Raw genomic sequence first — 22,444 nt, 5'->3', positions numbered from 1 at the left:
CCCTATCCCTTTGAATTTAAAATATCCCCTCGGCGCGGGCAGGAACCGACCGAAGCTGGCGCGGTTTCCCGCGCCCGCGAGAAGGCCGGTCCTGTTCCTGATCCAAGGCGCCCCGATACCCGGGTACACTCCCGTGCAGTCCCAAATTTTGCTTGAAAAGCAGGCCAGAAATGGGGGCGCAGCCGCAAGTGGACGATGCGCAAGCCACGGCGTTTTCCCGGGCTGCGGGAGACGCCCTACGCGCCGTCCCGCGGCGGTCTCCCGGATACCGGCCGCGGCGAGCCGGAAGCAATGGCGCACAAAAAAACGGCCCCGATGCGATCGGGGCCGTCTTCCGTGTCAGGGCATTGCCGGGATCAGAAGGCTTCCCAGTCCTGAGCGGCGTAACCGCCATTTGCGACCTTCTTGCGCGCGGCCATCGAAGCCTCGCCGGAGGGGGCCGCCATGCGGGCTGCCGTCTGGCGCAGCGCCTGGGCCTGCACCTGGACCGTGCGGTTGCCGAGGTTGAACTGGCTGATCAGCTGACGCAGGCTTTCCGCCTCGTGGGCAAGCTGTCCGGCGGCTGCCGAGGACTGCTCCACCATGGCCGCGTTCTGCTGGGTCGTCTGGTCCATCTGGTTGACCGCGGTGTTGACCTCGGCAAGCCCCGTGGACTGCTCACGCGACGAGGTGGCGATCGCCTCCATGTGCTCGTTGATGCTGACGATGATCCGGCCGATCGCCTCGAGCGCGGTACCTGTTTCGGTGACCAGGTGCACGCCTTCCGAAACTTCCTTCGAAGAGGTCTCGATCAGGCCCTTGATCTCCTTGGCGGCTTCTGCCGAGCGTTGCGCCAGTTCGCGCACTTCCTGGGCAACGACCGCGAAGCCCTTGCCTGCTTCGCCCGCGCGGGCGGCTTCGACGCCGGCATTGAGCGCAAGAAGATTGGTCTGGAACGCGATTTCGTCGATCACGCCGATGATGTTCGAGATCTGGTTGGACGAGCCCTCGATCCGGTTCATGGCTTCGACCGCCTTGCTGACGACCTGGCCCGAGCGCGTCGCGGAAGCATTGGCTTCGGTGGCAACCTTGCGGGCCTCTTCGGAGCGCTTGGACGAGTTGGCGACATTGACCGTGATCTGGTCGAGCGCGGCAGCGGTTTCCTCAAGCGCGGCGGCCTGCTGCTCGGTGCGCTTGGACAGGTCATTGGTGCCCGAGGAGATTTCCTGGGTACCGTTGGTGATGCCGGCAATGCTCTGGGCGACGGCGCCGAGCGTGTCGGCCAGTTGCACGACCGAGGTGTTGAAGTCCTGGCGCAGGCCTTCGAAATCTTCCGCGAAGGCTTCGTTGAGCTGAACAGAGAGATCACCGCCGGCCAGCCGCTTGAGACCGGCTGCGAGACCCGAGGTGGCCTGGCGCATGCGCTCGGCGGCTTCCGCCTCTGCGCGCTGCTGGTCGGCGATCCGGTTGATCTCCGCCTGCCTGCGATTTTCCTCGGCCTCGGCTTCAAGCCGCTTGTTGTCGATGGCGCCCTGGCGGAAGGTTTCCACCGCAGCGGCCATGGCGCCGATCTCGTCGGTCCGGCCGGCATAGGGAATTTCGCTGTCGGTATCGCCACCGGCAAGGCCGCGCATCGAGGAGGTGATGCGGGTGATCGGGGCTGCGACACCGGCCAAGGCGATATACATGCCGCCGGCAAGGATCAGCGCGGTCAAGCCGAGCGTGACAAAGGTGACGGTCCGGGTCGTGTGGTAGGTGTCGGTGCTTTCGGCATAGGCCGTCTTCGATCCCTGATCATTGAGCTCGATGAGGTTGACCAGATGGTTCGTGGCGCTGTCGAAAACCTTCTCCAGCTCTCCCTTGAACAGGACGGTGGCTTCATCGTTGCGGTTCTGACGCGACAGGTCCAGCAGCTGCGCATGCAAGACCGCGTGTTGCGCCCACTCCTTGGAAAAGGTGTCGTAGAGCCTGCGCTCTTCGTCCAGGGAGATAAGTCCCTCGTAAATGCCGCGTGCGGCAACCAGCCGGGCCTCGACAGCCTTGATGGCCTCTTCGGCCTTGGCCAGTTCCGCCGGGGTCTTCGACAGGATATGCGCCCCTTCGGCGACACGGTAGTCGGAAATGGCGGTATTGATCCTGTTGACAAGCCGAATGCTCGGCAGCCAGTTGCTGGCGATTTCCGTTGTCGCCTCGTTTGTTTGTGCAAGGCCTTTGATGGCGACATATCCCATGATGGCACAGATCGCCACGATCAGGCCGAATACAGCCGCAAGGGACGCCTTGATGCTTGGACGCTTCATTAAATTTTCTCCGAAAGACGCGCCCGAAACAGGCACTTGACGAATACCTAATCAATCAATCTCTGGTAAATAATCCCTAAATTTCCAGGGGTAAAATGAGGGGAATATTCGTGGCTTCCCACGGCGGCCCCTGAATGGAGCCGCCCCCTCCCCTGCCGCGAACAGGATCAGCGGGACCCGGCACCGGGAGCTTCGCCCTCACGCGACCGCCGGTGCGCGGACGAAACGCGGTGCGCACCAAACCGCGCGCACAAAAAAGCGCGGCCCCGCAAATCTGCGGGGCCGCGCCGGAAGCCTTGCAGCTGTGACGTCTTAGAACTCGTCCCAGTCCTGGGCCACGGCCGCACCACCGGCTGCGGCCTTGCGGGCCGGCGCCGGACGGGCGCTGCTGGTGTAGCTCGTCGAGGCGCTCATCCTTGCCGCGGTCTGGCGCAGTGCCTGGCTCTGGGTGGTCGCGTTGCCGAGATTGAACTTGCCGATCAACTGGCGCAGCGTGTCGGCCTCATTGGCGAGCGTGCTGGCGGCGGCGGAGGATTCCTCCACCATCGCGGCATTCTGCTGGGTCGTCTGGTCGAGCTGGTTGATCGCGGTATTGACTTCGGCGAGCCCGGTCGACTGTTCCCGCGAGGAGGTTGCGATGGCATCCATGTGGTTGTTGATCTCAACGATCACGTCGCCGATCGTCTTCAGGACCGCACCGGTCTCGGTGACCAGATGCACCCCTTCGGAGACTTCGTTGGACGAGGTCTCGATCAGGCCCTTGATCTCCTTGGCGGCTTGCGCGGAGCGCTGGGCCAGTTCGCGGACTTCCTGGGCGACGACCGCAAATCCGCGGCCTGCCTCACCGGCACGTGCTGCCTCGACCCCGGCATTGAGCGCGAGAAGGTTGGTCTGGAACGCGATCTCGTCAATCACGCCGATGATGTTGGAGATCTGGTTCGAGGAGCCCTCGATCCGGTTCATCGCGGCAATTGCCTTGCTGACCACTTCGCCGGAGCGGACGGCCGATGCGTTGGCGTCGGTGGCGACACGGCGGGCCTCTTCGGACCGCTTCGACGAATTGGACACGTTGACCGTGATCTGGTCGAGCGCGGCCGCCGTCTCTTCGAGCGCTGCGGCCTGCTGTTCCGTGCGCTTGGACAGGTCATTGGTGCCCGAAGAGATCTCCTGGCTGCCATTGGTGATGCTGTCGATGCTTTGCGAAACGGTACCCAGGGTATGCGCCAGCTGCACGATCGAGGTGTTGAAGTCCTGTCGCAGGCCTTCGAAATCGGCGGCGAACGCCTCGTTGAGCTGGAACGAAAGGTCGCCGGCGGCAAGCCGCTTGAGACCGGAGGCAAGGCCGGCCGTCGCCTGCCGCATGCGCTCGGCAGCCTCGGCCTCGGCGCGTTCCTGATCCGCGATCCGGTTGGCTTCGGCCTGCTTGCGGCTCAGTTCGGCATCGGCTTCCAGTTGCCGGTTGCGGATCGCCGCCTGCCGGAAGGTTTCCACCGCGCCGGCCATCGCGCCGATTTCATCGGCACGGCCCGCGAAGGGAATGGTTTTGTCGGTGTCGCCGTCGGCGAGGATGCGCATCGACGCGGTGATCCTGTTGATCGGCGTCGCCACGCCGGCCAGCACGAAGTAGATGGCCCCGGCAAGGATCAGTCCGGTGAGACCGAGGGTGACGAAAGTGATCGTCCGCGTCGTCTCGAACGCGCTCGAGCTGTTGGCGTAAGCGGTGCTGGACCCCTCATCGTTGATTTCGATCAGCTCCACAAGCCGGGCGGACGCCTTGTCGAACAGCTCCCGCAGCGGGCCCTTGAACAGGGCGGTTGCTTCCTCGTTCTTGTTCTGCCGCGACAGATCGATGAGCTGGTTGTGCACGGTGCCGTAGTCGGCCCAGTCCTGGGAGAACTGGTTGTAGATGTTGCGCTCATGGTCCGAGGAAATGAGGCCTTCATAGGTCTTGCGCGCCGCGGCGATCTGCGCGGCCACCGCCTCGATCTCGGCCTCCGCCTTGGCGATCTGCTCCGGGTTCTGCGAAAGGATGTGCGCCCCTTCGGCGATCCGGTAGTCGGACGTGGCCGTGTTGATCACATTCACGATCTTGACGCTCGGAAGCCAGTTGGTGGCAATTTCCGTGGTCGCGTTGTTGGTCTGCGTCAGGCCGTGGATCGCCACATATCCCATGACGGAACAAATGACCACGATCAGGCCGAAAACAGCCGCAAGCGAAACCTTGATGCTTGGACGTTTCATTAAAGGAGTCTCCGCTAGAACCGAAACCGCAACGGATGTCGCGAGCAGAGAAGATCTAGAATTCTTTCGTAAAAATTGTCTGAAATCGGGACCCGACATCTGGCCTATTCAAGACATGTCCGGCTGAAACCAATACAGTTCCCGCGGCTGCGTGAAGACAAGCCGATCGCCTTGATTTTCCTTCAGCATCCAGCGAATTCACGACATGAAAAACCCGCCGGACTTGCATCCGGCGGGTCGGTCGTTTCTTGAGGGCCGCCCCTGTAGCGGGGTCGGTGCCAAGCCTTACTGGCCGCCACCCAGCGTGTGGACGAAGACGGCGAGCTGCTTGACCGTGGGTTCACCCAGGCGGCCGAGCCAGGCCGGCATCACGCCGTGCTTGGGGTTGCGGATCTGCTGGGCGATCTCGGCTTCGGAATTGACCTTGAGCCAGATCCCGTCGGACAGGCGCGGCGCGCCGAACTCCTGCAGGCCTTCGCCGGTCTCGCCGTGGCAGACGGCGCAGTTTTCGGCGAACACCGTCCCGCCGGCCTCGACCAGCGAGGGATCCTTCGGCGTACCGCCGCTGAGGCTGACGACATAGGCCGCCGCCTCGTTGATCTGCTCGGGCTCGAGCATCTCGCCGAACGCAGGCATTTCAGACACGCGGGTGTCGTCGTCCTGGTCATAGCGGATGCCATGGGCGATGGTCTGGTAGATCTGGTCGATCGTGCCGCCCCACAGCCAGTCGTCATCGTTGAGGTTCGGGTAGCCCTTGGCGCCAGCCGCACCCGAGCCGTGGCACTGGATGCAGTTGACCTTGAAGGCGGCCGAACCGCCGGCGATGGCGAACTGCAGCAGTTCCTGGTCCTTGGCGATGTCCTCGACCGGCGTGGCCGCGATCTTCTCCAGAAGCACGCCCTGCGCCGCCTTGGCATCGGCGAGGTCGGCAGCCACCTCGGCGCGGCTGGAATAGCCCAGATAGCCCTTGGTGGCGCCGCCGAACCACGGCACGGCGGGATAGAGGAACATGTAGACGATCGCCCAGATGATGGAGAGGTAGAACGTCCACAGCCACCAGCGCGGCAGCGGATTGTTCAGCTCGCGGATGCCATCCCACACATGACCGGTGGTCTCGACGCCCGATACGTCATCAATGTGTTTTTCGGACATGTCTCAGTCCTCCTTCAGCGGGATTTGTGCTGCATCGGCTGCGGCTTGCTTGGCGCCGGGCCGCAGCGTGAAAAGAACCACGCCAACGAACACGACGAACATGAAGACAAGTCCCCAGCTGTCTGCGAAGTGGCGCATTGCGGTGTAGGTTTCCATGACTGAGGTCCTCTTACCGGTAGCCAGCGGCTTCGTCATAGGTCGAGAAATCGACCAGCGTGCCGAGCATCTGGAGATAGGCGATGAGTGCATCCATCTCCGTCACCACTTCAGGGTTTCCGTCGAAGTCGCCGACCTGAACCTTGGGGTAGCGCTCCTCGAGCCCGGAGGTATCCGCCTCGGGATCGGCTTGCGCCATCAGGTCTGCATCGGCATTGGCGATCATGTCCTCGGTGTAAGGCACGCCAACCATCAGGTTGGCATTGAGATGCGCGGTCACGTTGGACACCTTGAGAGGGGTTGTCTTCAGGAACGCGTAGCTCGGCATGATCGATTCAGGCACCACCGAGCGCGGCTCGGTCAGGTGCTCGACATGCCACTCGTTCGAGTAGCGGTTGCCGACGCGGGCGAGGTCGGGCCCCGTCCGCTTCGATCCCCACTGGAACGGATGGTCGTACATCGATTCCGCGGCAAGGCTGTAATGGCCGTAGCGTTCGACCTCGTCGCGGAACGGACGGATCATCTGGCTGTGGCAGACATAGCAGCCTTCGCGGATGTAGATGTCGCGGCCGGCCAGTTCCAGCGGCGAGTAAGGACGCACACCCTCGACTTTCTCGATCGTGTTCTCGAGATAGAAGAGCGGAGCGATCTCGACGATGCCGCCGATGCTGACCACGACGAGGGACGACACCAGCAGAAGCGTCGCATTGCGCTCGATGATGCCGTGTTTTTCAAGCAATGACATGGTCTTGTCTCCTTACTCTGCCGGCTGCATGGCGGGAACGCTGCCCGGGATGGGCTCTTCGTTGCGTTGGTGGCCAAGGATCGTCATCAGGACGTTCCAGCCCATGATGATACCGCCGGCGAGGTACAGCAGTCCGCCGATGGCGCGGAGCAGGTAGTAGGGGAACATCGCTGCCACGGATTCGGCGAAGGAATACACCAGGAAGCCCTGGTCATTGTATTCGCGCCACATCAGGCCCTGCTGGATGCCTGCGACCCACAGAACCGCCGCGTAGACGACGATGCCGAGCGTGGCCAGCCAGAAGTGCCAGTTGACGAGCCGCAGCGAATAGAGCCGCTGGCGACCCCACAGCTTGGGCACGAGATAGTAGATGGCGCCGAACGAGATCATGCCGACCCAGCCCAGAGCGCCGGAGTGGACGTGACCGATGGTCCAGTCGGTGTAGTGGCTGAGCGAGTTGACGGCCTTGATCGACATCATCGGACCTTCGAAGGTCGACATGCCGTAGAAGGCGACCGCAATCACCATCATCCGGATGATCGGATCTGTGCGGATCTTGTCCCAGGCGCCCGAGAGCGTCATCAGGCCGTTGATCATGCCGCCCCAGGAGGGCATCCACAGCATGATCGAGAACACCATGCCGAGCGTCTGCGCCCAGTCGGGCAGAGCCGTGTAAGTGCAGGTGGTGCGGACCGGCCCAGATATAGAGGAAGATCAGTGCCCAGAAGTGGATGATCGACAGCCGGTAGGAATAGACCGGACGTCCCGACTGCTTGGGAATGAAGTAGTACATCATGCCGAGGAAGCCGGCGGTCAGGAAGAAGCCCACGGCGTTGTGGCCGTACCACCATTGCGTCAGCGCATCCTGCACCCCGGCAAAGGCCGAGTAGCTTTTCACGCCAAGGAACGACACCGGAATGGCGAGGTTGTTGACGATGTGCAGCATCGCGATGGTGACGATGAAGGCCAGGTAGAACCAGTTGGCCACATAGATATGCGGCTCCTTGCGCTTGAACAGCGTTCCCAGGAAGGCGATCAGATAGCCCACCCAGACGACGGTCAGCCACAGGTCGACATACCATTCGGGTTCGGCATATTCACGGCCCTGGGTGATGCCCAGAAGGTAGCCGGTGGCGGCCATGACGATGAACAGCTGGTAACCCCAGAACACGAACCATCCGAGATCGCCGCCGAACAGGCGCGCGCGGCAGGTGCGCTGGACCACGTAGAACGAGGTGGCGATCAGCGCATTGCCGCCGAAGGCGAAAATGACAGCGGAGGTGTGCAGCGGGCGCATGCGCCCGAAATTGAACCAGGGCTCGATGTTGAGATCCGGGAAGGCGAGCTGGAAGGCGACGACGACGCCAACCAGGAATCCGACGATACCCCAGAAGGTGGTGGCGATGACGCCGTAGCGGACCACCTCGTCAAAATAGCCGGACCTGTCATCCGCCGAAGGTTCGGCGGCGGGTGAGAATTTGACTCGCCGCAGCAGCAGCACGGTGCTCACCACCAGGACGAAGAACAGCACCCACATGTGGGCCTGGAACAGATCGTCCTTGGCGAACGCCACGCCGAGCAACGCCAAAAAGGCAAACAAGCCCACGGCGATTGTTTCGAATGCGTATTTCATGGTTTGTATCCCCCAGGGGTATCATAACGAACCCGGCGGCAATTAGCCGCGCCTGTCCCCTTTAGACAAGTCGCCGCATGCTGCCGGGCTGCCTGCCAAATTGCATTCACCGCTGTAGGCGTCCTTGATCCATATCAAGGACGCCCTGCCCCCACAGCCATAAACTAGTTACATTGAGGGCAAGAAGATCGATTAAACGAGCCGAAATACTGGGATAAACGCTGGATGACGGACGATACCACAATCAGGCTGACGCCGGGCGAAGACCCGATCGTGCAGTTGCGCAAGGCCCACACAGAACAGCTGCGCCTTTGCGACCGTCTGGAAGAAATTGCGGACTCCCTCCCCGAAAACGTCATCCGTCAGAAATGCATCTACGCTGCCGGCGCGCTCGGCCCGATGATTCGCCGTGTCCATCGCTTCGAGGAAGAGGTGGTGTTTCCGCTGATCGCGGAGCGGCTGGCGGGCGACGACAGGATCGGCGCCACGCTCAACCGTTTGCGGTTCGAGCATTGCGAGGACGAGTGCTTCGCCGAGGAACTGACCGAGGCGCTGCACGCGCTCGGCTCGGGCAGCGACGAAATCAACATCGAGGCGACCGGCTACATGCTGCGCGGCTTTTTCGAAGCCATGCGCAGGCACATCGCCTTCGAGATGGAGCATCTGCTGTCGCGCGAAACGCTTCTGCGGGCGAACCTGCTGGCGCACGACCTCAAGCATCCCCACCACATCTGATCCGCCGCCCGGCACCGGCGTGCACCGCCCGGGTGCGCGGCATCGTCCGCGCATGCGCCCCTGCCCTGCCGGCATCCGCACGACCGGCCCCGGTCAGCCGTCAGGCCGGCACCTGATTCTGCGCTCAAAACAACCCCCAAGACGTGGTATTTCCCGATTTTGCGTGTCCGTGCCGTCGCCGCGGCCGCTGCTCCTGTGGACAAATGTGGACAACGGGCACAACACTGGGGTCTGGTCGAATCGCCTGACGATGGCGCTGACACGACCCTCTTTCAAAGCTATGCACAGCAATTGCCCGCATCACGCCGAGGACTGTTGAGACAATGAACGACGCTGGCCGCAAGATCGAAGCCATAGCTGCCCGACCGGAGAAAAGCCCGCTTTTGCGCGAGGCGCCGTCGAATATCGAGGCAGAACAGGCTTTGCTGGGCGCGATCCTGGTCAACAACGACGCCTTCTACCGGGTCTCGGATTTCCTTAAGCCGACCCATTTCATGGAGCCGCTGCATCGCCGCATCTACGAGGTCGCCGGCGACATCATCCGCATGGGCAAGACCGCCAACCCGGTGACCATCAAGACCTTCCTGCCCGCAGATTCCAAGGTCGGCGAGATGACGGTCGCCCAATATCTCGCCCGGCTTGCCTCGGAAGCGGTCACCATCATCAATGCCGAGGACTATGGCCGCGCGATCTATGATCTGGCGCAGCGCCGCTCGCTGATCTCGATCGGCGAGGACATGGTCAACATCGCCTATGACGCGCCGCTCGACATGCCGCCCTCGAGCCAGATCGAGGACGCCGAACGCCGCCTGTTCGAACTCGCCGAGACCGGCCGCTACGACGGCGGCTTCCAGTCGTTCAACGACGCGGTCTCGCTCGCCATCGACATGGCCGGCGCCGCCTACCAGCGCGACGGCGGCCTGTCAGGGATTTCCACCGGAATCAGCTCGCTCGATGCGCGCATGGGCGGGCTTCAGCCCTCCGACTTGATCATCCTCGCCGGCCGCCCGGGCATGGGCAAGACCTCGCTTGCCACCAACATCGCCTTCAACATCGCCCAGGCCTATGAGGGCGAGGTCCAGGCCGACGGCTCGATGAAGGCCAAGAATGGCGGCGTGGTCGGCTTCTATTCGCTCGAAATGTCGGCCGAACAGCTCGCCACCCGTATCATTTCCGAGCAGACCGAGATCTCGTCGTCGAAGATCCGCCGCGGCGAAATCTCCGAGGCCGATTTCGAGAAACTGGTCGGTTGCTCGCAGATGATGCAGAAGATCCCGCTCTATATTGACCAGACCGGTGGTATTTCCATTGCCCAGCTGTCCGCGCGCGCCCGCCGCCTGAAGCGCCAGCGCGGGCTCGACGTTCTGGTGATCGACTATGTCCAGCTGATGACCGGGTCGGGCAAGGCCAGCGACAACCGCGTGCAGGAAATCACCCAGATCACCACCGGGCTCAAGGCGCTGGGCAAGGAACTCAACGTCCCGATCATCGCGCTCTCGCAGCTTTCTCGTCAGGTGGAAAGCCGCGAAGACAAGCGCCCGCAGCTCTCCGACCTGCGTGAATCGGGCTCGATCGAGCAGGACGCCGACGTGGTGCTGTTCGTGTATCGCGACGAATACTACGTCAAGAACGCGGAGCCGCGCCGCACCGCCGAGGAGATCGCCGCCGATATCAAGACGCCGGAATATCTCGCGTGGGAGGAAAAGATGATGAAGGCGCGCGGCACCGCCGACGTGATCATCGCCAAGCAGCGTCACGGTCCCACCGGCACGGTGCCGCTCGCTTTCCAGGCGGAATTCACCCGCTTCGAGGACCTCGCCGACACGTCCTACAACCAGTTCATCCAAGACGAATAGGCCTGCGCGGCAATGACACCCCGGTCCCTCCCCGATACCGCCGCCACGGCGCGCATGACCGTCGATCTCGACGCGCTCGCGGCCAACTGGCGGCAGATGCGCGATCTGTCCGGCGCCGCCCGCTGTGGCGCCGCGGTCAAGGCGGATGCCTATGGCACCGGTGCGGACCGCGCCGCGCCGCGGCTCGCGCGCGAAGGCTGCCGCGATTTCTTCGTCGCCGACGCCGGTGAAGGCATGCGCCTGAGGCCGCTGCTGCCGGATGCGCGCATTCATGTGCTCAACGGCGTCTTCGAGGGCGCCTTTGCCGATATCATCGCCCATGACCTGATTCCGGTCATCAATTCCCCGCAGCAGGCAAGTTTCTGGCGCGACAATGCCAGCGGACGCCCCTATGCGCTGCATGTCGACACCGGCATGAACCGGCTGGGCCTGTCGCCCGCCGAAGCCGTCGCCCATGCCGAAGGTTCGGGCCCGGCCCCCTGCCTGGTGATGAGCCATTTCGCCTGCGCCGACGAACCCGGCCACCCGCTCAACGACGCGCAGATCCGCACATTTGCGGGCGTTGCCGCCTGTTTTCCGGATGTGGAGGCAAGCCTCGCCAACTCGGCCGGCATTCACATCGGCGCCCGGGCGCATTTTCAGCTCACCCGGCCCGGCATCGCGCTTTATGGCGGGGAAGCCGTGGCCGGAGTGTCCAACCGCATGCGTCCGGTCGTCACCGCCGAAGCCAGGGTGCTGCTGGTAAGGCGCGCCCGCGCGGGCCAGTCGGTGAGCTACGGCGCGGCCCATGTGCTCTCCCGCGACAGCCGCATCGCCGTCTGTGGCGTGGGCTATGCCGACGGCTATCTGCGCAACGGATCGGGCGCCGGCGTGCCGATTCGCAAAGCGGTCCCACAGGGCGCGTCCGCCGCGGTCGCGGGGACGAGATGCCCCGTCCTCGGCAAGGTGACGATGGACCTGACCATGGTCGACGTGACCGACCTGCCCGAGGACGCGGTCGGACCCGGCGACTGGATCGAACTGATCGGCCCCAGCGTCGATGTCGAGGACACGGCCACCGCCGCGGGCACCATCAGCTACGAAATTCTCACCTCGCTCGGACACCGCTACGAGCGGCACTACGTGAACTGAAGGACATCCCCTTGGCCAAACCCCGCACCCAGTTCGTCTGCCAGAATTGCGGCACCGTGCATGCGCGCTGGGCCGGCAAATGCGACGGTTGCGGCGAATGGAACACGATCGTCGAGGACGATCCCACCGGCGGCATCGGCGGCGGTCCGGCGACGTCCGCGCGCAAGGGCCGGCCGGTGGCGCTGGCAAGCCTTGCGGGCGAGATCGAGGAAGCGCCACGCATTCCGGTCCGGGTCGGCGAACTCGACCGCGTGACCGGCGGCGGCTTCGTGCGCGGCTCGGCGGTGCTGGTCGGCGGCGATCCCGGCATCGGCAAGTCGACGCTGCTGATGCAGGCCGCCGCGGCGCTGGCGCGCCAGGGGCACCGGGTGATCTATGTCTCGGGCGAAGAGGCGGTGGCGCAAGTGCGGCTGCGCGCGCAGCGGCTCGGCGCGGCCGACTCGGGCGTGCTGCTCGCGGCCGAAACCAATGTCGAGGACATCCTGGCAACGCTCGCGGAAGGCAAGCGGCCGGATTTCGTCATCATCGATTCGATCCAGACGCTGTGGAGCGATCTCGCGGGCTCGGCGCCCGGCACCGTCACCCAGGTGCGCACCGGCGTGCATGCCATGGTCCGCTTCGCCAAGCAGACCGGCGCCGCCATGGTGCTGGTCGGCCACGTCACCAAGGATGGCCAGATCGCCGGCCCCCGCGTGGTCGAGCACATGGTCGATGCGGTGTTGTATTTCGAGGGCGACCGCGGCCATCACTACCGCATCCTGCGCACGGTCAAGAACCGCTTCGGCGCCACCGACGAGATCGGCGTGTTCGAAATGTCCGACCGGGGCCTGCGCGAAGTCGCCAATCCTTCCGAACTGTTTCTGGGCGAACGCAACGCCAAATCGCCGGGCGCTGCGGTGTTCGCGGGCATCGAAGGCACCCGGCCGGTGCTCGTCGAAGTCCAGGCGCTGGTCGCGCCCTCGAGCCTCGGCACCCCGCGCCGGGCGGTGATCGGCTGGGACTCCTCGCGCCTTGCCATGATCCTCGCGGTCCTCGAAGCCCATTGCGGCGTAAGGCTCGGCAGCCACGACGTCTATCTCAATGTCGCCGGCGGCTACCGCATCGCCGAACCGGCCGCGGATCTCGCCGTCGCCGCGGCCCTGGTTTCCTCCCTCGCCGGGCTTGCCCTTCCCGCCGATTGCGTCTATTTCGGCGAAGTCAGTCTGTCGGGGGCCATCAGGCCGGTGGCGCAAACGGCTTTGCGGTTGAAGGAAGCCGAGAAACTGGGGTTCGCCAACGCAGTGTTGCCATCGGGTTCAGCCGACCTGCCGTCCAAGACGGCAGCGGGCCTGTCGCAGATGGAAACGCTGGCGGATCTGGTGGCGCGCATCGCCGGATCCAAGGGTGCATTGGTGACCGAAGGCGACTAGAGCCTCCTGCTTTCCGGCGAGACCGCAGGAAAGCAGGATGCTCTGGGATCAAAGTGATAGAGCGCCTTTTGCGCGTCCGACCGGATGCGCGGCGCTTCAGGACGAAACCTCAACTCGGCCCATCCGGGCGCCCGAAGCGGCGAAGGTGGGCAGAGCCTGAACGGAACGCGATTTCATGCCTATTACCCTTCTTGACGGCATCCTGCTTGGCATCACCCTGTTCTCGGCGGTGCTGGCCATGGTTCGTGGTTTCTCGCGCGAGGTTCTGGCCGTCGCTTCCTGGGTCGCCGCTGCCGCCGCCGCCTATTTCTTCTATCCGCTGCTGACCCCGTTCGCGCTGAAATACACCTCCTCGGACAAGATCGCCATGATCGGTTCCGCGGCCGTGATCTTCCTGGTCGCGCTGATCCTGGTCTCGTACCTGACCATGCGCATCGCCGATTTCATCATCGACAGCCGCGTCGGCGCGCTCGACCGGACGCTCGGCTTCCTGTTCGGCGCCGCCCGCGGCGTGCTTCTGGTGGTGGTCGCCATGCTGTTCTTCAACTGGCTGGTCGCCGCCCCGAAACAGCCCGAATGGGTCGCTAACGCCAAGTCCAAGCCGATGCTCGATTCGTTCGGCGCGAAACTGATCAACATGCTGCCCGACGATGCGGATGCCACCATCCTCGAGCGGCTGCGCGGCAAGAGCTCCGACGAGCCCGCCGCCGAGGAAGCTCCCGCCACGAGCGGATGACATGGTCCGACCCGGACGACCCTTTGATCCGGGCGGTTTATACAAAGGTTCGACACCTATGACAGATACTGGCGTGCCACCCGTCGAAAGCGAAGCCGATTGCTTTCATGACGAATGCGGCGTGTTTGGCATTTTCGGCAAGCCCGAAGCCGCAGCCGTCGTGACCCTTGGTCTTCACGCACTCCAGCACCGCGGGCAGGAAGCCGCCGGCATCGTCGCCTTCAACGGCAAGCAGTTTTCCGTCGAACGCCATGTCGGCCTGATCGGCGACACCTTCACCAAGCGCTCGGTGATGGATCGCCTGCCCGGGGATCGCGCCATCGGTCACACCCGCTATTCGACCACCGGCGGCGAGGGCCTGCGCAACGTCCAGCCGTTTTTTGCCGAACTTGCCGGTGGCGGCTTCGCCATCGCCCACAACGGCAACATCACCAATGCGCTGACCGTGCAGCGCGAGCTGCAGCAACGCGGCGCGATCTTCTCCTCGACCTCGGACACGGAAACCATCCTGCACCTGATCGCCACCAGCGAGAAGACGCGGATCGTGCCGAAATTCATCGACGCCCTGACCCGGCTCGAAGGCGCCTATTCGCTGGTCGGCCTGTCGGAAAAGAAGCTGATCGGCGCGCGCGACCCGCTCGGCATCCGGCCGCTGTGCATCGGCGATCTCGACGGCGCCTATCTGCTGGCCTCGGAGACCTGCGCGCTCGACATCATCGGCGCCCGTTTCGTCCGCGACGTGCAGCCAGGCGAAGTGGTGGTGATCACATCCAAGGGCATCGAGAGCCACTTTCCGTTCGAAAAGCAGTCGCCGCGGCTCTGCATCTTCGAATATGTCTATTTCGCCCGACCCGACTCGACCATCGAGAACCGCAATGTCTACGACGCGCGCAAGCGCATCGGCGAGGAACTGGCCAAGGAATGCCCCGTCGATGCCGACGTGATCATTCCGGTGCCCGATTCCGGCACGCCGGCGGCGATCGGCTTCGCCCAGCAGGCGGGCCTGCCCTTCGAGCTCGGCATCATCCGCAACCACTATGTCGGCCGCACCTTCATCGCCCCCTCCTCGGCGATCCGCCACATGGGCGTGAAGCTCAAGCTCAATCCCAACAAGAACATGATCGAGGGCAAGCGCGTGGTGCTGGTTGACGATTCCATCGTCCGCGGCACCACCAGCCAGAAGATCGTGCAGCTCGTGCGCGAGGCCGGCGCCCGCGAAGTGCACATGCGCATCGCCTCGCCCCCGACCATGTCCTCGTGCTTCTACGGCGTCGATACGCCTGAAAAATCCCAGCTTCTCGCCTCGCGCATGTCGGTGGAGGAGATGGCGGACTTCATCCGGGTCGACAGCCTCGGATTCGTCTCCATCGACGGCCTCTACCGGGCCGTGCGCGAGCCGGGCCGCAACGCCGAATGCCCCCAGTTCTGCGACGCCTGCTTTACGGGCGACTACCCGACCACCCTGACCGACCAGGGCGATCTGGACAACGTGCGCAGCCTCTCGCTGCTGGCAAACAACGGATAGACTGAACTCATGGCATCTCTGCAAGGACGTATCGCGCTGGTCACCGGCGCTTCCCGGGGCATCGGATATTTCACGGCACTCGAACTCGCGCGCCAGGGCGCGCATGTGATCGCGGTGGCGCGCACCACCGGCGGCCTCGAAGAACTCGACGATGCGATCCAGGCGGAAGGCGGAAGCGCCACGCTGGTGCCGCTTGACCTCACGGACATGCCGGCCATCGACCAGCTCGGCGGCGCCATCAACGAACGCTGGGGCAAGCTCGACATTCTCGTCGCCAATGCCGCCATGCTCGGCGTGATCTCGCCGGTCGGCCATATCGAGGCCAAGGTGTTCGAGAAGGTGATGGCCGTCAACGTCACCGCCACCTGGCGGCTGATCCGTTCCGTCGAGCCGCTGCTGATCAAGTCCGACGCCGGCCGCGCCGTGATTCTGTCCTCCGGCGTGGCCCATTCGGCGCGCGCCTTCTGGGGCGCCTATGCCGCCTCCAAGGCCGCCGTCGAGACGCTCGCCCGGGTCTGGGCAGCCGAGGTCAACAAGACCGCGCTCAAGGTCAACTCGATCGATCCGGGCGCCACCCGCACGGCGATGCGCGCCCAGGCGATGCCCGGCGAGAATCCGGAAACGGTCAAGCATCCGTCCGAGGTCGCGACCCGGCTCGTGCCGCTGCTGAGCCCCGACTGCACCGAGACCGGAAAGCTGTTCCGCATCGCCGACAACCGCTTCTTCGACTACCAGCTTCCGGAATAGGCACGGCGGTCGCGCCAGACACGGCCAACTGACCGCTTCCCTTCGCGCAAAATCGGCTCTAGGCTTCCTGCCGGGGACATTGGCTTGATCCTGGCTTCGCTTCGGCGCGCCTCCACCCGGGATCGATCCGGAACGCAGGGTCCGCCGGGTTTTGCGCGCTACGGCCTGATCCGCCGCACGGGCAGACCGTGCGGGCGCGCGAAGCCGGGGAGAGGTGGAGGAGACCGGGCATGGCAGGGTTGGTTTCGGCGCTGATCTTGGTGGCTCTGGCCGCTGGCGTGGTCGCGCTCCGGTCGGCCGCGCGCCGGCGCGATGCAGGCCTGCTGCAGGCCGCGGGGTTTCTCAAACTCAAACTTCTGTTCCGGCTGCGGCTGCCCGCCCACCCCTGCCCCGATCCGGCGGAAGGCCCGGTGATCCATCTCTATGCCCGCCAGTCGGGGATCGACGCGGCGGTGCTGTGGTGCGTGCTCGGGCGCACCTGCGTTCATGCGCTGAACGCCGAAGACCGCCGCTCCCTGGCGCTCTGGGCACTGCGCCGCTTCGCCCGCACCGTCTCCGCCGATGACGGTCCGGCAATCGAGGCCGTGCTGGCTCAAGGCGGTTCGTTGACCCTTCCGCTGCCGCCCGCGGTCGAGCCGGATCCGGACACGCTCGCCCGGTATGACGGCCTGGCCTCGCTCGCGCATCGGCATGGGGCACGGCTCTGTGCGCTTCACGTCAGCGGATCGCGCTTCACCGCCTGGTCGGCGCTGCCCCGGGCCGAGGCACCGCGCAGCCTGTTGCCGCGGCTGGCGCTGGGCTGCTCCGGCGCGCTCGACTTCACCGCAAGCGGCCCGTTCGACACCGGCGCGAGCGCCCCGCGCGACGCGGACCGGGTGCATGACCTGCTGGCGCTGGCCCGGTTTCGCGGCAACGACCTCGAGCGCAGCCTTTTCCTTGCCTTTCGCGACGCGGCCGACCGATACGGCAAATCGCGCGCGGTGCTCGAAGACGCCCTTGGCGGGCGGCTGAGCTACAGGAAGCTGCTGATCGGCGCCCGGGTGCTCGGCATCCGCTTTGCCGCGATGAGCCGGCCCGGAGAGGCGCTCGGCATCCTGCTGCCCAATGCCAATGCGGTGATCGTCACCCTTCTCGCGCTGCAGTCGGCGGGCCGCGTGGCCGCCATGCTCAACTACACCGCCGGCACGGCCGCGCTGGTGTCGGCGCTGTCGACGGCCCGGATCCGCACCGTTCTCGCAAGCCGCGCCTTTGTCGAAAAAGCCCAGCTCGAGCCACACATCGCCGCCATCACCGCGGCCGGCGTCACGATCGTCTGGCTCGAGGACCTGCGGGAAACCGTCTCGCTCCGTGAAAAGCTCCTGGCCTTCCTCTTGTGGCGCCGGCCGATCCGGCCGGTCCAGGCCTCGGATCCCGCCGTCATCCTGTTCACCTCGGGCTCGGAGGGCGCCCCCAAGGGCGTGGTTCTCTCGCACGCGAACCTGCATGCCAACGCCGCCCAGGCCGAGGCCCGCATCGACATCTCGGTGCGCGACAAGCTGTTCAACGTGCTGCCGGTGTTTCATTCCTTCGGGCTCACCGGCGCGGCGATCCTGCCGCTCCTGTACGGGGTGCGGCTGTTCCTCTACCCCTCGCCGCTGCACTACCGGATCATTCCCTCGGTCGCGCGCGAGGTCAAACCCCACGCTCTTCCGATTTCAACAGCGTTCGCCTGATCGTCGCCGGCGCGGAAGCCGTGCGCGAGCAGACCCGCAAGCTCTACCGGGAGCGCTTCGGCGCCGTCATCCTCGAGGGTTACGGCATGACCGAGGCCTCCCCTGTCGCCGCGGTCAATTCGTCGAGCCATTCCCGCGACGGCTCGGTCGGCCGGCTGCTGCCGGGGATGGCGCTGCGGCTCGAACCGGTCGACGGCATCAATGACGGCGGCCGCCTCCATGTCGCTGGCCCCAACGTGATGCTCGGCTACATGCTGGCATCCGATCCCGGCCGGCTGCAGCCGCTCGAAGGCGACTGGCACGATTCCGGCGACATCGTCTCCATCGACGAGGACGGCTTCATCACCATTCGCGGCCGGGCCAAGCGCTTCGCCAAGATCGCCGGAGAGATGATCTCGCTCGGGGCGATCGAGATGATGGCGCAGAACCTGTGGCCCGAGGATTATCATGCGGCCGTGGCCGTTCCCGATCGCCGCAAGGGCGAGCGCATCGTGCTGGTGACCACCCGCATGCCGGCGCTGCGCGAGGAGCTGCGCGCCTATTCCCGCCGCTTCGGCGCCACCGACCTGATGGTGCCCGGCGAGATCGTCAATGTGGAGAAGATCCCGGTGCTGGGCTCGGGAAAGACCGACTACGTGACCGCACAGAAGATCGCCGACGACTGGATCCGCTCGCACAGTACCTCGAACCGCGCCGCGGAGGACGAGTGACGGCCGCAGTCACGTAAAGGATCCGTGACGGCTGCTATTCGCCCGTGCCGCCGCCGGATGACGGATCGGCGCTCTCGCCGGCTCTGGGCTCGGCGGGCCTTGCCGCGCCCGTCCGCGATTTCTTGCCGTATTTGCGCGACCAGGCCCGGGCGCCGAACGGCAGGGTCGCCAGATAGGCGAGCGCGGTCACTGTCAGCGTTTCCCAGGTGAAGCTCATCAGCAGCGACACATAGACCACGGCGATCAGGATGAAGGGCATCACCAGATCCCGGCGCACGCCGCCGCCGATGCCTTTGCCCGAGAACACGGGAACCCGGCTGATCAGCAGGAAACCCACGAACATCGTATAGGCCGAGGCGGCGAAAGCCGTGCTCTTGTCGATCGGCAATCCCAGGAAACCGAGATAGACCGGCAGCAGCACCAGAAGCGCACCCGCCGGCGCCGGAACGCCCACGAAATAATAGCTCTGCCAGGGCGACTTGACCTCGCGCTCGGAGATCACGTTGAAGCGCGCAAGCCGCAGGCCCGCGGCAATGGTGAAGACGATCGCCGCGATCCAGCCGAAGGAGCGGGCCTGGTCGAGAATGAAGACATAGAGCACCAGCGCCGGAGCCACGCCGAAATTGACGATATCGGCGAGCGAATCCATCTGCGCACCGAATTTCGACTGGGCTTTCAGCAGCCGCGCCACCCGGCCGTCGATGCCGTCGAGGAAGGCTGCCACCAGCACCATGGCAACCGCCATTTCGAAGCGGTTCTCGAAAGCCAGCCGGATACCGGTCAGGCCGGCGCAGATCGCCAGCACGGTGATGAGATTGGGCACCAGCAGGCGGAACGGGATTTCCCGAAGCCGCGGGCCACGCCCCTCGTCGAAGCTCTCATCTTCCGGCCCGTGCGGTTCATACGGCGGAAACGGCGTCTGCATCGGTTTCTCCCTCTGTGCCGGGTGGAACCCGGCTCAATCTCGGCGGGCGACCACCGCGCCCTTGTTCGATCCGAATTCCGCAAGCGGCGTTTCGCCGGCGATCGCGGTCTGGCCGACGCTGACAAGCGGGCGCGCACCGACCGGCAGGAACACGTCGAGCCGCGAGCCGAAGCGGATCAGGCCGAAGCGTTCGCCGGCGTCGAGATGCTCATTCTCCTCGGCCCAGCACAGGATCCGGCGCGCCACCAGGCCGGCGATCTGCACCACGCCGATCTCGCCCTTGACGGTCTCGATCACGAGCCCGCTGCGTTCGTTCTCCGTGCTGGCCTTGTCGAGTTCGGCGTTGAGGAAGGAGCCCTGCGAATAGACCTTGCGCAGCACCCGGCCCTTCATCGGCGCACGGTTCACATGGCAGTTGAAGACGTTCATGAACACCGAGATGCGCAGCATCTCGTCCGATCCAAGGCCCAGTTCCGCCGGCGGCGTCATGCGCACCACCGACGAGACCCGGCCGTCGGCCGGGCTGATGACGAGATCGTCATCGAGCGGCGTGACGCGCTCGGGATCGCGGAAGAAATAGGCGCACCAGGCCGTCAGCACCATGCCGATCCAGAACAGCGGCTCGGCAATCAGACCCAGCAGCCACGAGGCCACGAAAAAGATGGCGACGAACTTGTAGCCTTCCCGGTGGACCGGAACCAGCGCGTTACGGACGCTGTCGACAATACTCATATTGGCTTCCCCGAAATGTTCATGCGCCGTGACTACATGAATCGGACCCGGCGCGAAACCTCTTTGCGGTTTTGCAGCGGCTTGGTGGCAGCATGCAAGCCCGCAGGTCGCGAAGATGGCGTGCCGGTCAGGTTTCGTCCACTTCCGGCGTGCGGTGACGGACGACGATTCCCATTTCATCCTCTTCGCGCATGCGCTTGAGCTGTTCCTCGGCCGCCGTGGCCTCCCGCTGGCGATCCCACATCGCCGCATACAGGCCGTTTTGCGCCAGAAGTTCGGCATGCCTGCCGCGTTCGGCGATGACGCCGTCCTTGAGCACGATGATCTCGTCGGCGCTGACCACGGTCGACAGCCGGTGCGCGATCACCAGCGTGGTGCGGCCTTTTGACACGAAGTCGAGCGCGGCCTGGATCTCCTGCTCGGTGGCGGTGTCGAGCGCCGAGGTGGCCTCGTCGAGAATGAGAATCGGCGGCGCCTTCAGAATGGTGCGGGCAATCGCCACCCGCTGCTTCTCGCCACCCGACAGCTTGAGGCCGCGCTCGCCGACCATGGAGTCGAAGCCTTCGGGCAAGGCGCGGATGAATTCGCCGATCTGGGCGAGATCCGCCGCCTTGTCGACTTCCTGGTCGGTCGCATCGATCCGGCCATAGCGGACATTGTAGGCGATCGTGTCGTTGAACAGCACCGTGTCCTGCGGCACCATGCCGATGGCCGCGCGCAGGCTCTTCTGCGTAACGTCACGCACGTCCTGCCCGTCGATGGTCACCGCGCCCGACTTGATGTCGTAGAAGCGGTACAGCAGCCGGGAGATCGTGGATTTGCCTGCCCCCGAGGGGCCGACGATGGCAACCGTCCTGCCGGCCGGCACCTCGAAGGAAATGCCCTTGAGGATTGGTCGGGCCGGATCGTAGCTGAAATGCACGTCCTCGAAGCGGATCGCCCCCTGCCGGACCTGCAAGGGCCTGGCGCCGGGCTTGTCGGTCACTTCCGGCTCGACGTCGAGAAGCTCGAACATCTGCTCGATGTCGGTCAGGCCCTGGCGGATTTCGCGATAGACGAAGCCAATGAAATTGAGCGGCACCGACAGCTGCATCAGCATGGCGTTGATGAAGACGAAATCGCCGATGGTCTGGGTTCCGGCCTGCACGGCAAGCGCCGACATCACCATCATCACCGTCATACCGACACCGAAGATCGCGCCCTGGCCCATGTTGAGCCAGCCGAGCGATGTCCAGACCTGGGTCGCGGAGCGCTCGTAGGATGCCATCGAGGCATCGAAGCGGCGGGCTTCCATCTCCTCGTTGCCGAAATATTTCACCGTCTCGTAGTTGAGCAGCGAATCCACCGATTTGGTGTTGGCATCGGTGTCCGACGAGTTCATCGCCCGGCGTATGCCGATGCGCCAGTCGCAGGCGCGCACGGTGAACCAGATGTAGAGCCAGACGGTCACCGCGGTGACGGCGACATAGCTCCATCCATAGGCGACGCCGAAGATGATCGCGGTGAGCGCGAATTCGATCAGCGTCGGCGCGGTGTTCAGGATCGTGAAGCGGACGATGGTCTCGATGCCCTTGGTGCCGCGTTCGATCACCCGCGACAACCCACCGGTGCGGCGCTCGAGATGGAACCTCAGCGACAGTTCGTGCATGTGCACGAAGGTCTTGTAGGCGAGCTGCCGCACCGCGTGCTGCCCCACCCGCGCAAACAGCGCGTCACGCAGCTGGTTGAAGCCCCATTGCACGATGCGCACGACATTGTAGGCGATCACCAGCATCACCGGGGTGGCGATCACCGCCGGGATCCAGGACGCGACCGTGGCGTCGCCGTTCAGCGCGTCGGTGGCCCACTTGAAGAAATAGGGCACCGAGATCAGCACGATCTTCGACAACAGCAGGAACACGGTCGCCCACAGCACCCGCATCTTCAGGTCCGGCCGGTCGGCCGGCCACATGTAGGGCCACAGGTTTTTCAGCGTGCCGATCGGGTTTCCATGATCGGCGGAGACGGTCTTTGAAGCCAA

Annotated in this window: 15 protein-coding genes and 2 pseudogenes; 8 read left to right on the top strand and 9 right to left on the bottom strand. The window is 64.7% G+C overall.

Annotated elements, in window-relative coordinates:
- Positions 1-356: 356 nt before the first annotated feature.
- The 6 genes and pseudogenes from AWJ14_RS09745 to ccoN all read right to left on the bottom strand — a co-directional run bounded on the left by AWJ14_RS09745 (position 357) and on the right by ccoN (position 8,206).
- A complete protein-coding gene (locus AWJ14_RS09745; RefSeq protein WP_066177955.1) occupies positions 357-2,279 on the bottom strand; it encodes a HAMP domain-containing methyl-accepting chemotaxis protein in 1,923 nt (640 codons plus the stop codon).
- A 312-nt stretch (positions 2,280-2,591) separates the two neighbouring features.
- On the bottom strand, positions 2,592-4,520 hold the full coding sequence (locus tag AWJ14_RS09740) for a HAMP domain-containing methyl-accepting chemotaxis protein (protein ID WP_066177953.1): 1,929 nt from the start codon (positions 4,518-4,520) through the stop codon (positions 2,592-2,594).
- A 285-nt stretch (positions 4,521-4,805) separates the two neighbouring features.
- Positions 4,806-5,672: a cytochrome-c oxidase, cbb3-type subunit III gene (ccoP, locus tag AWJ14_RS09735; RefSeq protein ID WP_066177951.1), complete on the bottom strand. Its 867-nt coding sequence runs from the start codon at positions 5,670-5,672 to the stop codon at positions 4,806-4,808.
- 3 nt (positions 5,673-5,675) lie between these two features.
- Positions 5,676-5,828 (bottom strand): CcoQ/FixQ family Cbb3-type cytochrome c oxidase assembly chaperone, encoded by a 153-nt coding sequence (locus AWJ14_RS09730; protein WP_066177949.1) that lies wholly within the window; start codon positions 5,826-5,828, stop codon positions 5,676-5,678.
- A 13-nt stretch (positions 5,829-5,841) separates the two neighbouring features.
- On the bottom strand, positions 5,842-6,573 hold the full coding sequence (gene ccoO / locus AWJ14_RS09725) for a cytochrome-c oxidase, cbb3-type subunit II (RefSeq protein WP_066177947.1): 732 nt from the start codon (positions 6,571-6,573) through the stop codon (positions 5,842-5,844).
- 12 nt (positions 6,574-6,585) lie between these two features.
- Positions 6,586-8,206, bottom strand: a pseudogene (ccoN, locus tag AWJ14_RS09720) (cytochrome-c oxidase, cbb3-type subunit I).
- A 225-nt stretch (positions 8,207-8,431) separates the two neighbouring features.
- On the opposite strand from ccoN, the gene AWJ14_RS09715 reads away from it, so the two are divergent.
- The 8 genes and pseudogenes from AWJ14_RS09715 to AWJ14_RS09680 all read left to right on the top strand — a co-directional run bounded on the left by AWJ14_RS09715 (position 8,432) and on the right by AWJ14_RS09680 (position 18,767).
- Entirely contained in the window at positions 8,432-8,941 is a 510-nt protein-coding gene (locus tag AWJ14_RS09715) for a hemerythrin domain-containing protein (protein ID WP_066177945.1), read from the top strand.
- 323 nt (positions 8,942-9,264) lie between these two features.
- Positions 9,265-10,797, top strand: a complete 1,533-nt coding sequence (locus tag AWJ14_RS09710; protein ID WP_066177943.1) for a replicative DNA helicase — start codon at positions 9,265-9,267, stop codon at positions 10,795-10,797.
- Positions 10,798-10,809: 12 nt separating this feature from the next.
- A complete protein-coding gene (gene alr, locus AWJ14_RS09705; RefSeq protein WP_066177941.1) occupies positions 10,810-11,928 on the top strand; it encodes an alanine racemase in 1,119 nt (372 codons plus the stop codon).
- 11 nt (positions 11,929-11,939) lie between these two features.
- Positions 11,940-13,337 (top strand): DNA repair protein RadA, encoded by a 1,398-nt coding sequence (radA, locus tag AWJ14_RS09700; RefSeq protein WP_066177939.1) that lies wholly within the window; start codon positions 11,940-11,942, stop codon positions 13,335-13,337.
- 175 nt (positions 13,338-13,512) lie between these two features.
- A complete protein-coding gene (locus AWJ14_RS09695; RefSeq protein WP_066177937.1) occupies positions 13,513-14,073 on the top strand; it encodes a CvpA family protein in 561 nt (186 codons plus the stop codon).
- A gap of 58 nt (positions 14,074-14,131) precedes the next feature.
- A complete protein-coding gene (gene purF, locus AWJ14_RS09690; protein ID WP_066177935.1) occupies positions 14,132-15,598 on the top strand; it encodes an amidophosphoribosyltransferase in 1,467 nt (488 codons plus the stop codon).
- Positions 15,599-15,607: 9 nt separating this feature from the next.
- The gene (locus AWJ14_RS09685) at positions 15,608-16,345 is read left to right on the top strand and encodes an SDR family NAD(P)-dependent oxidoreductase (RefSeq protein WP_066177933.1); all 738 of its coding nucleotides are present in this window, start codon (positions 15,608-15,610) and stop codon (positions 16,343-16,345) included.
- A gap of 230 nt (positions 16,346-16,575) precedes the next feature.
- Positions 16,576-18,767: pseudogene (locus tag AWJ14_RS09680) on the top strand (AMP-binding protein).
- Positions 18,768-18,801: 34 nt separating this feature from the next.
- On the opposite strand, the gene pssA reads toward AWJ14_RS09680, so the two are convergent.
- From pssA to AWJ14_RS09665, 3 genes are all read right to left on the bottom strand, one after another.
- Entirely contained in the window at positions 18,802-19,692 is an 891-nt protein-coding gene (pssA, locus tag AWJ14_RS09675) for a CDP-diacylglycerol--serine O-phosphatidyltransferase (protein ID WP_066177930.1), read from the bottom strand.
- A 33-nt stretch (positions 19,693-19,725) separates the two neighbouring features.
- Positions 19,726-20,424 carry a phosphatidylserine decarboxylase gene (locus tag AWJ14_RS09670; protein WP_066177929.1) on the bottom strand — a complete coding sequence of 233 codons (699 nt, stop codon included), beginning with the start codon at positions 20,422-20,424 and terminating at the stop codon, positions 19,726-19,728.
- A gap of 127 nt (positions 20,425-20,551) precedes the next feature.
- Positions 20,552-22,444: an ABCB family ABC transporter ATP-binding protein/permease gene (locus AWJ14_RS09665; RefSeq protein ID WP_066177927.1), complete on the bottom strand. Its 1,893-nt coding sequence runs from the start codon at positions 22,442-22,444 to the stop codon at positions 20,552-20,554.

Source organism: Parahoeflea olei, assembly GCF_001703635.1.
Classification (GTDB): domain Bacteria; phylum Pseudomonadota; class Alphaproteobacteria; order Rhizobiales; family Rhizobiaceae; genus Hoeflea; species Hoeflea olei.
Note: the sequence above shows the minus strand (reverse complement) of the source record. Positions and strands in the feature narration are given on the sequence as shown.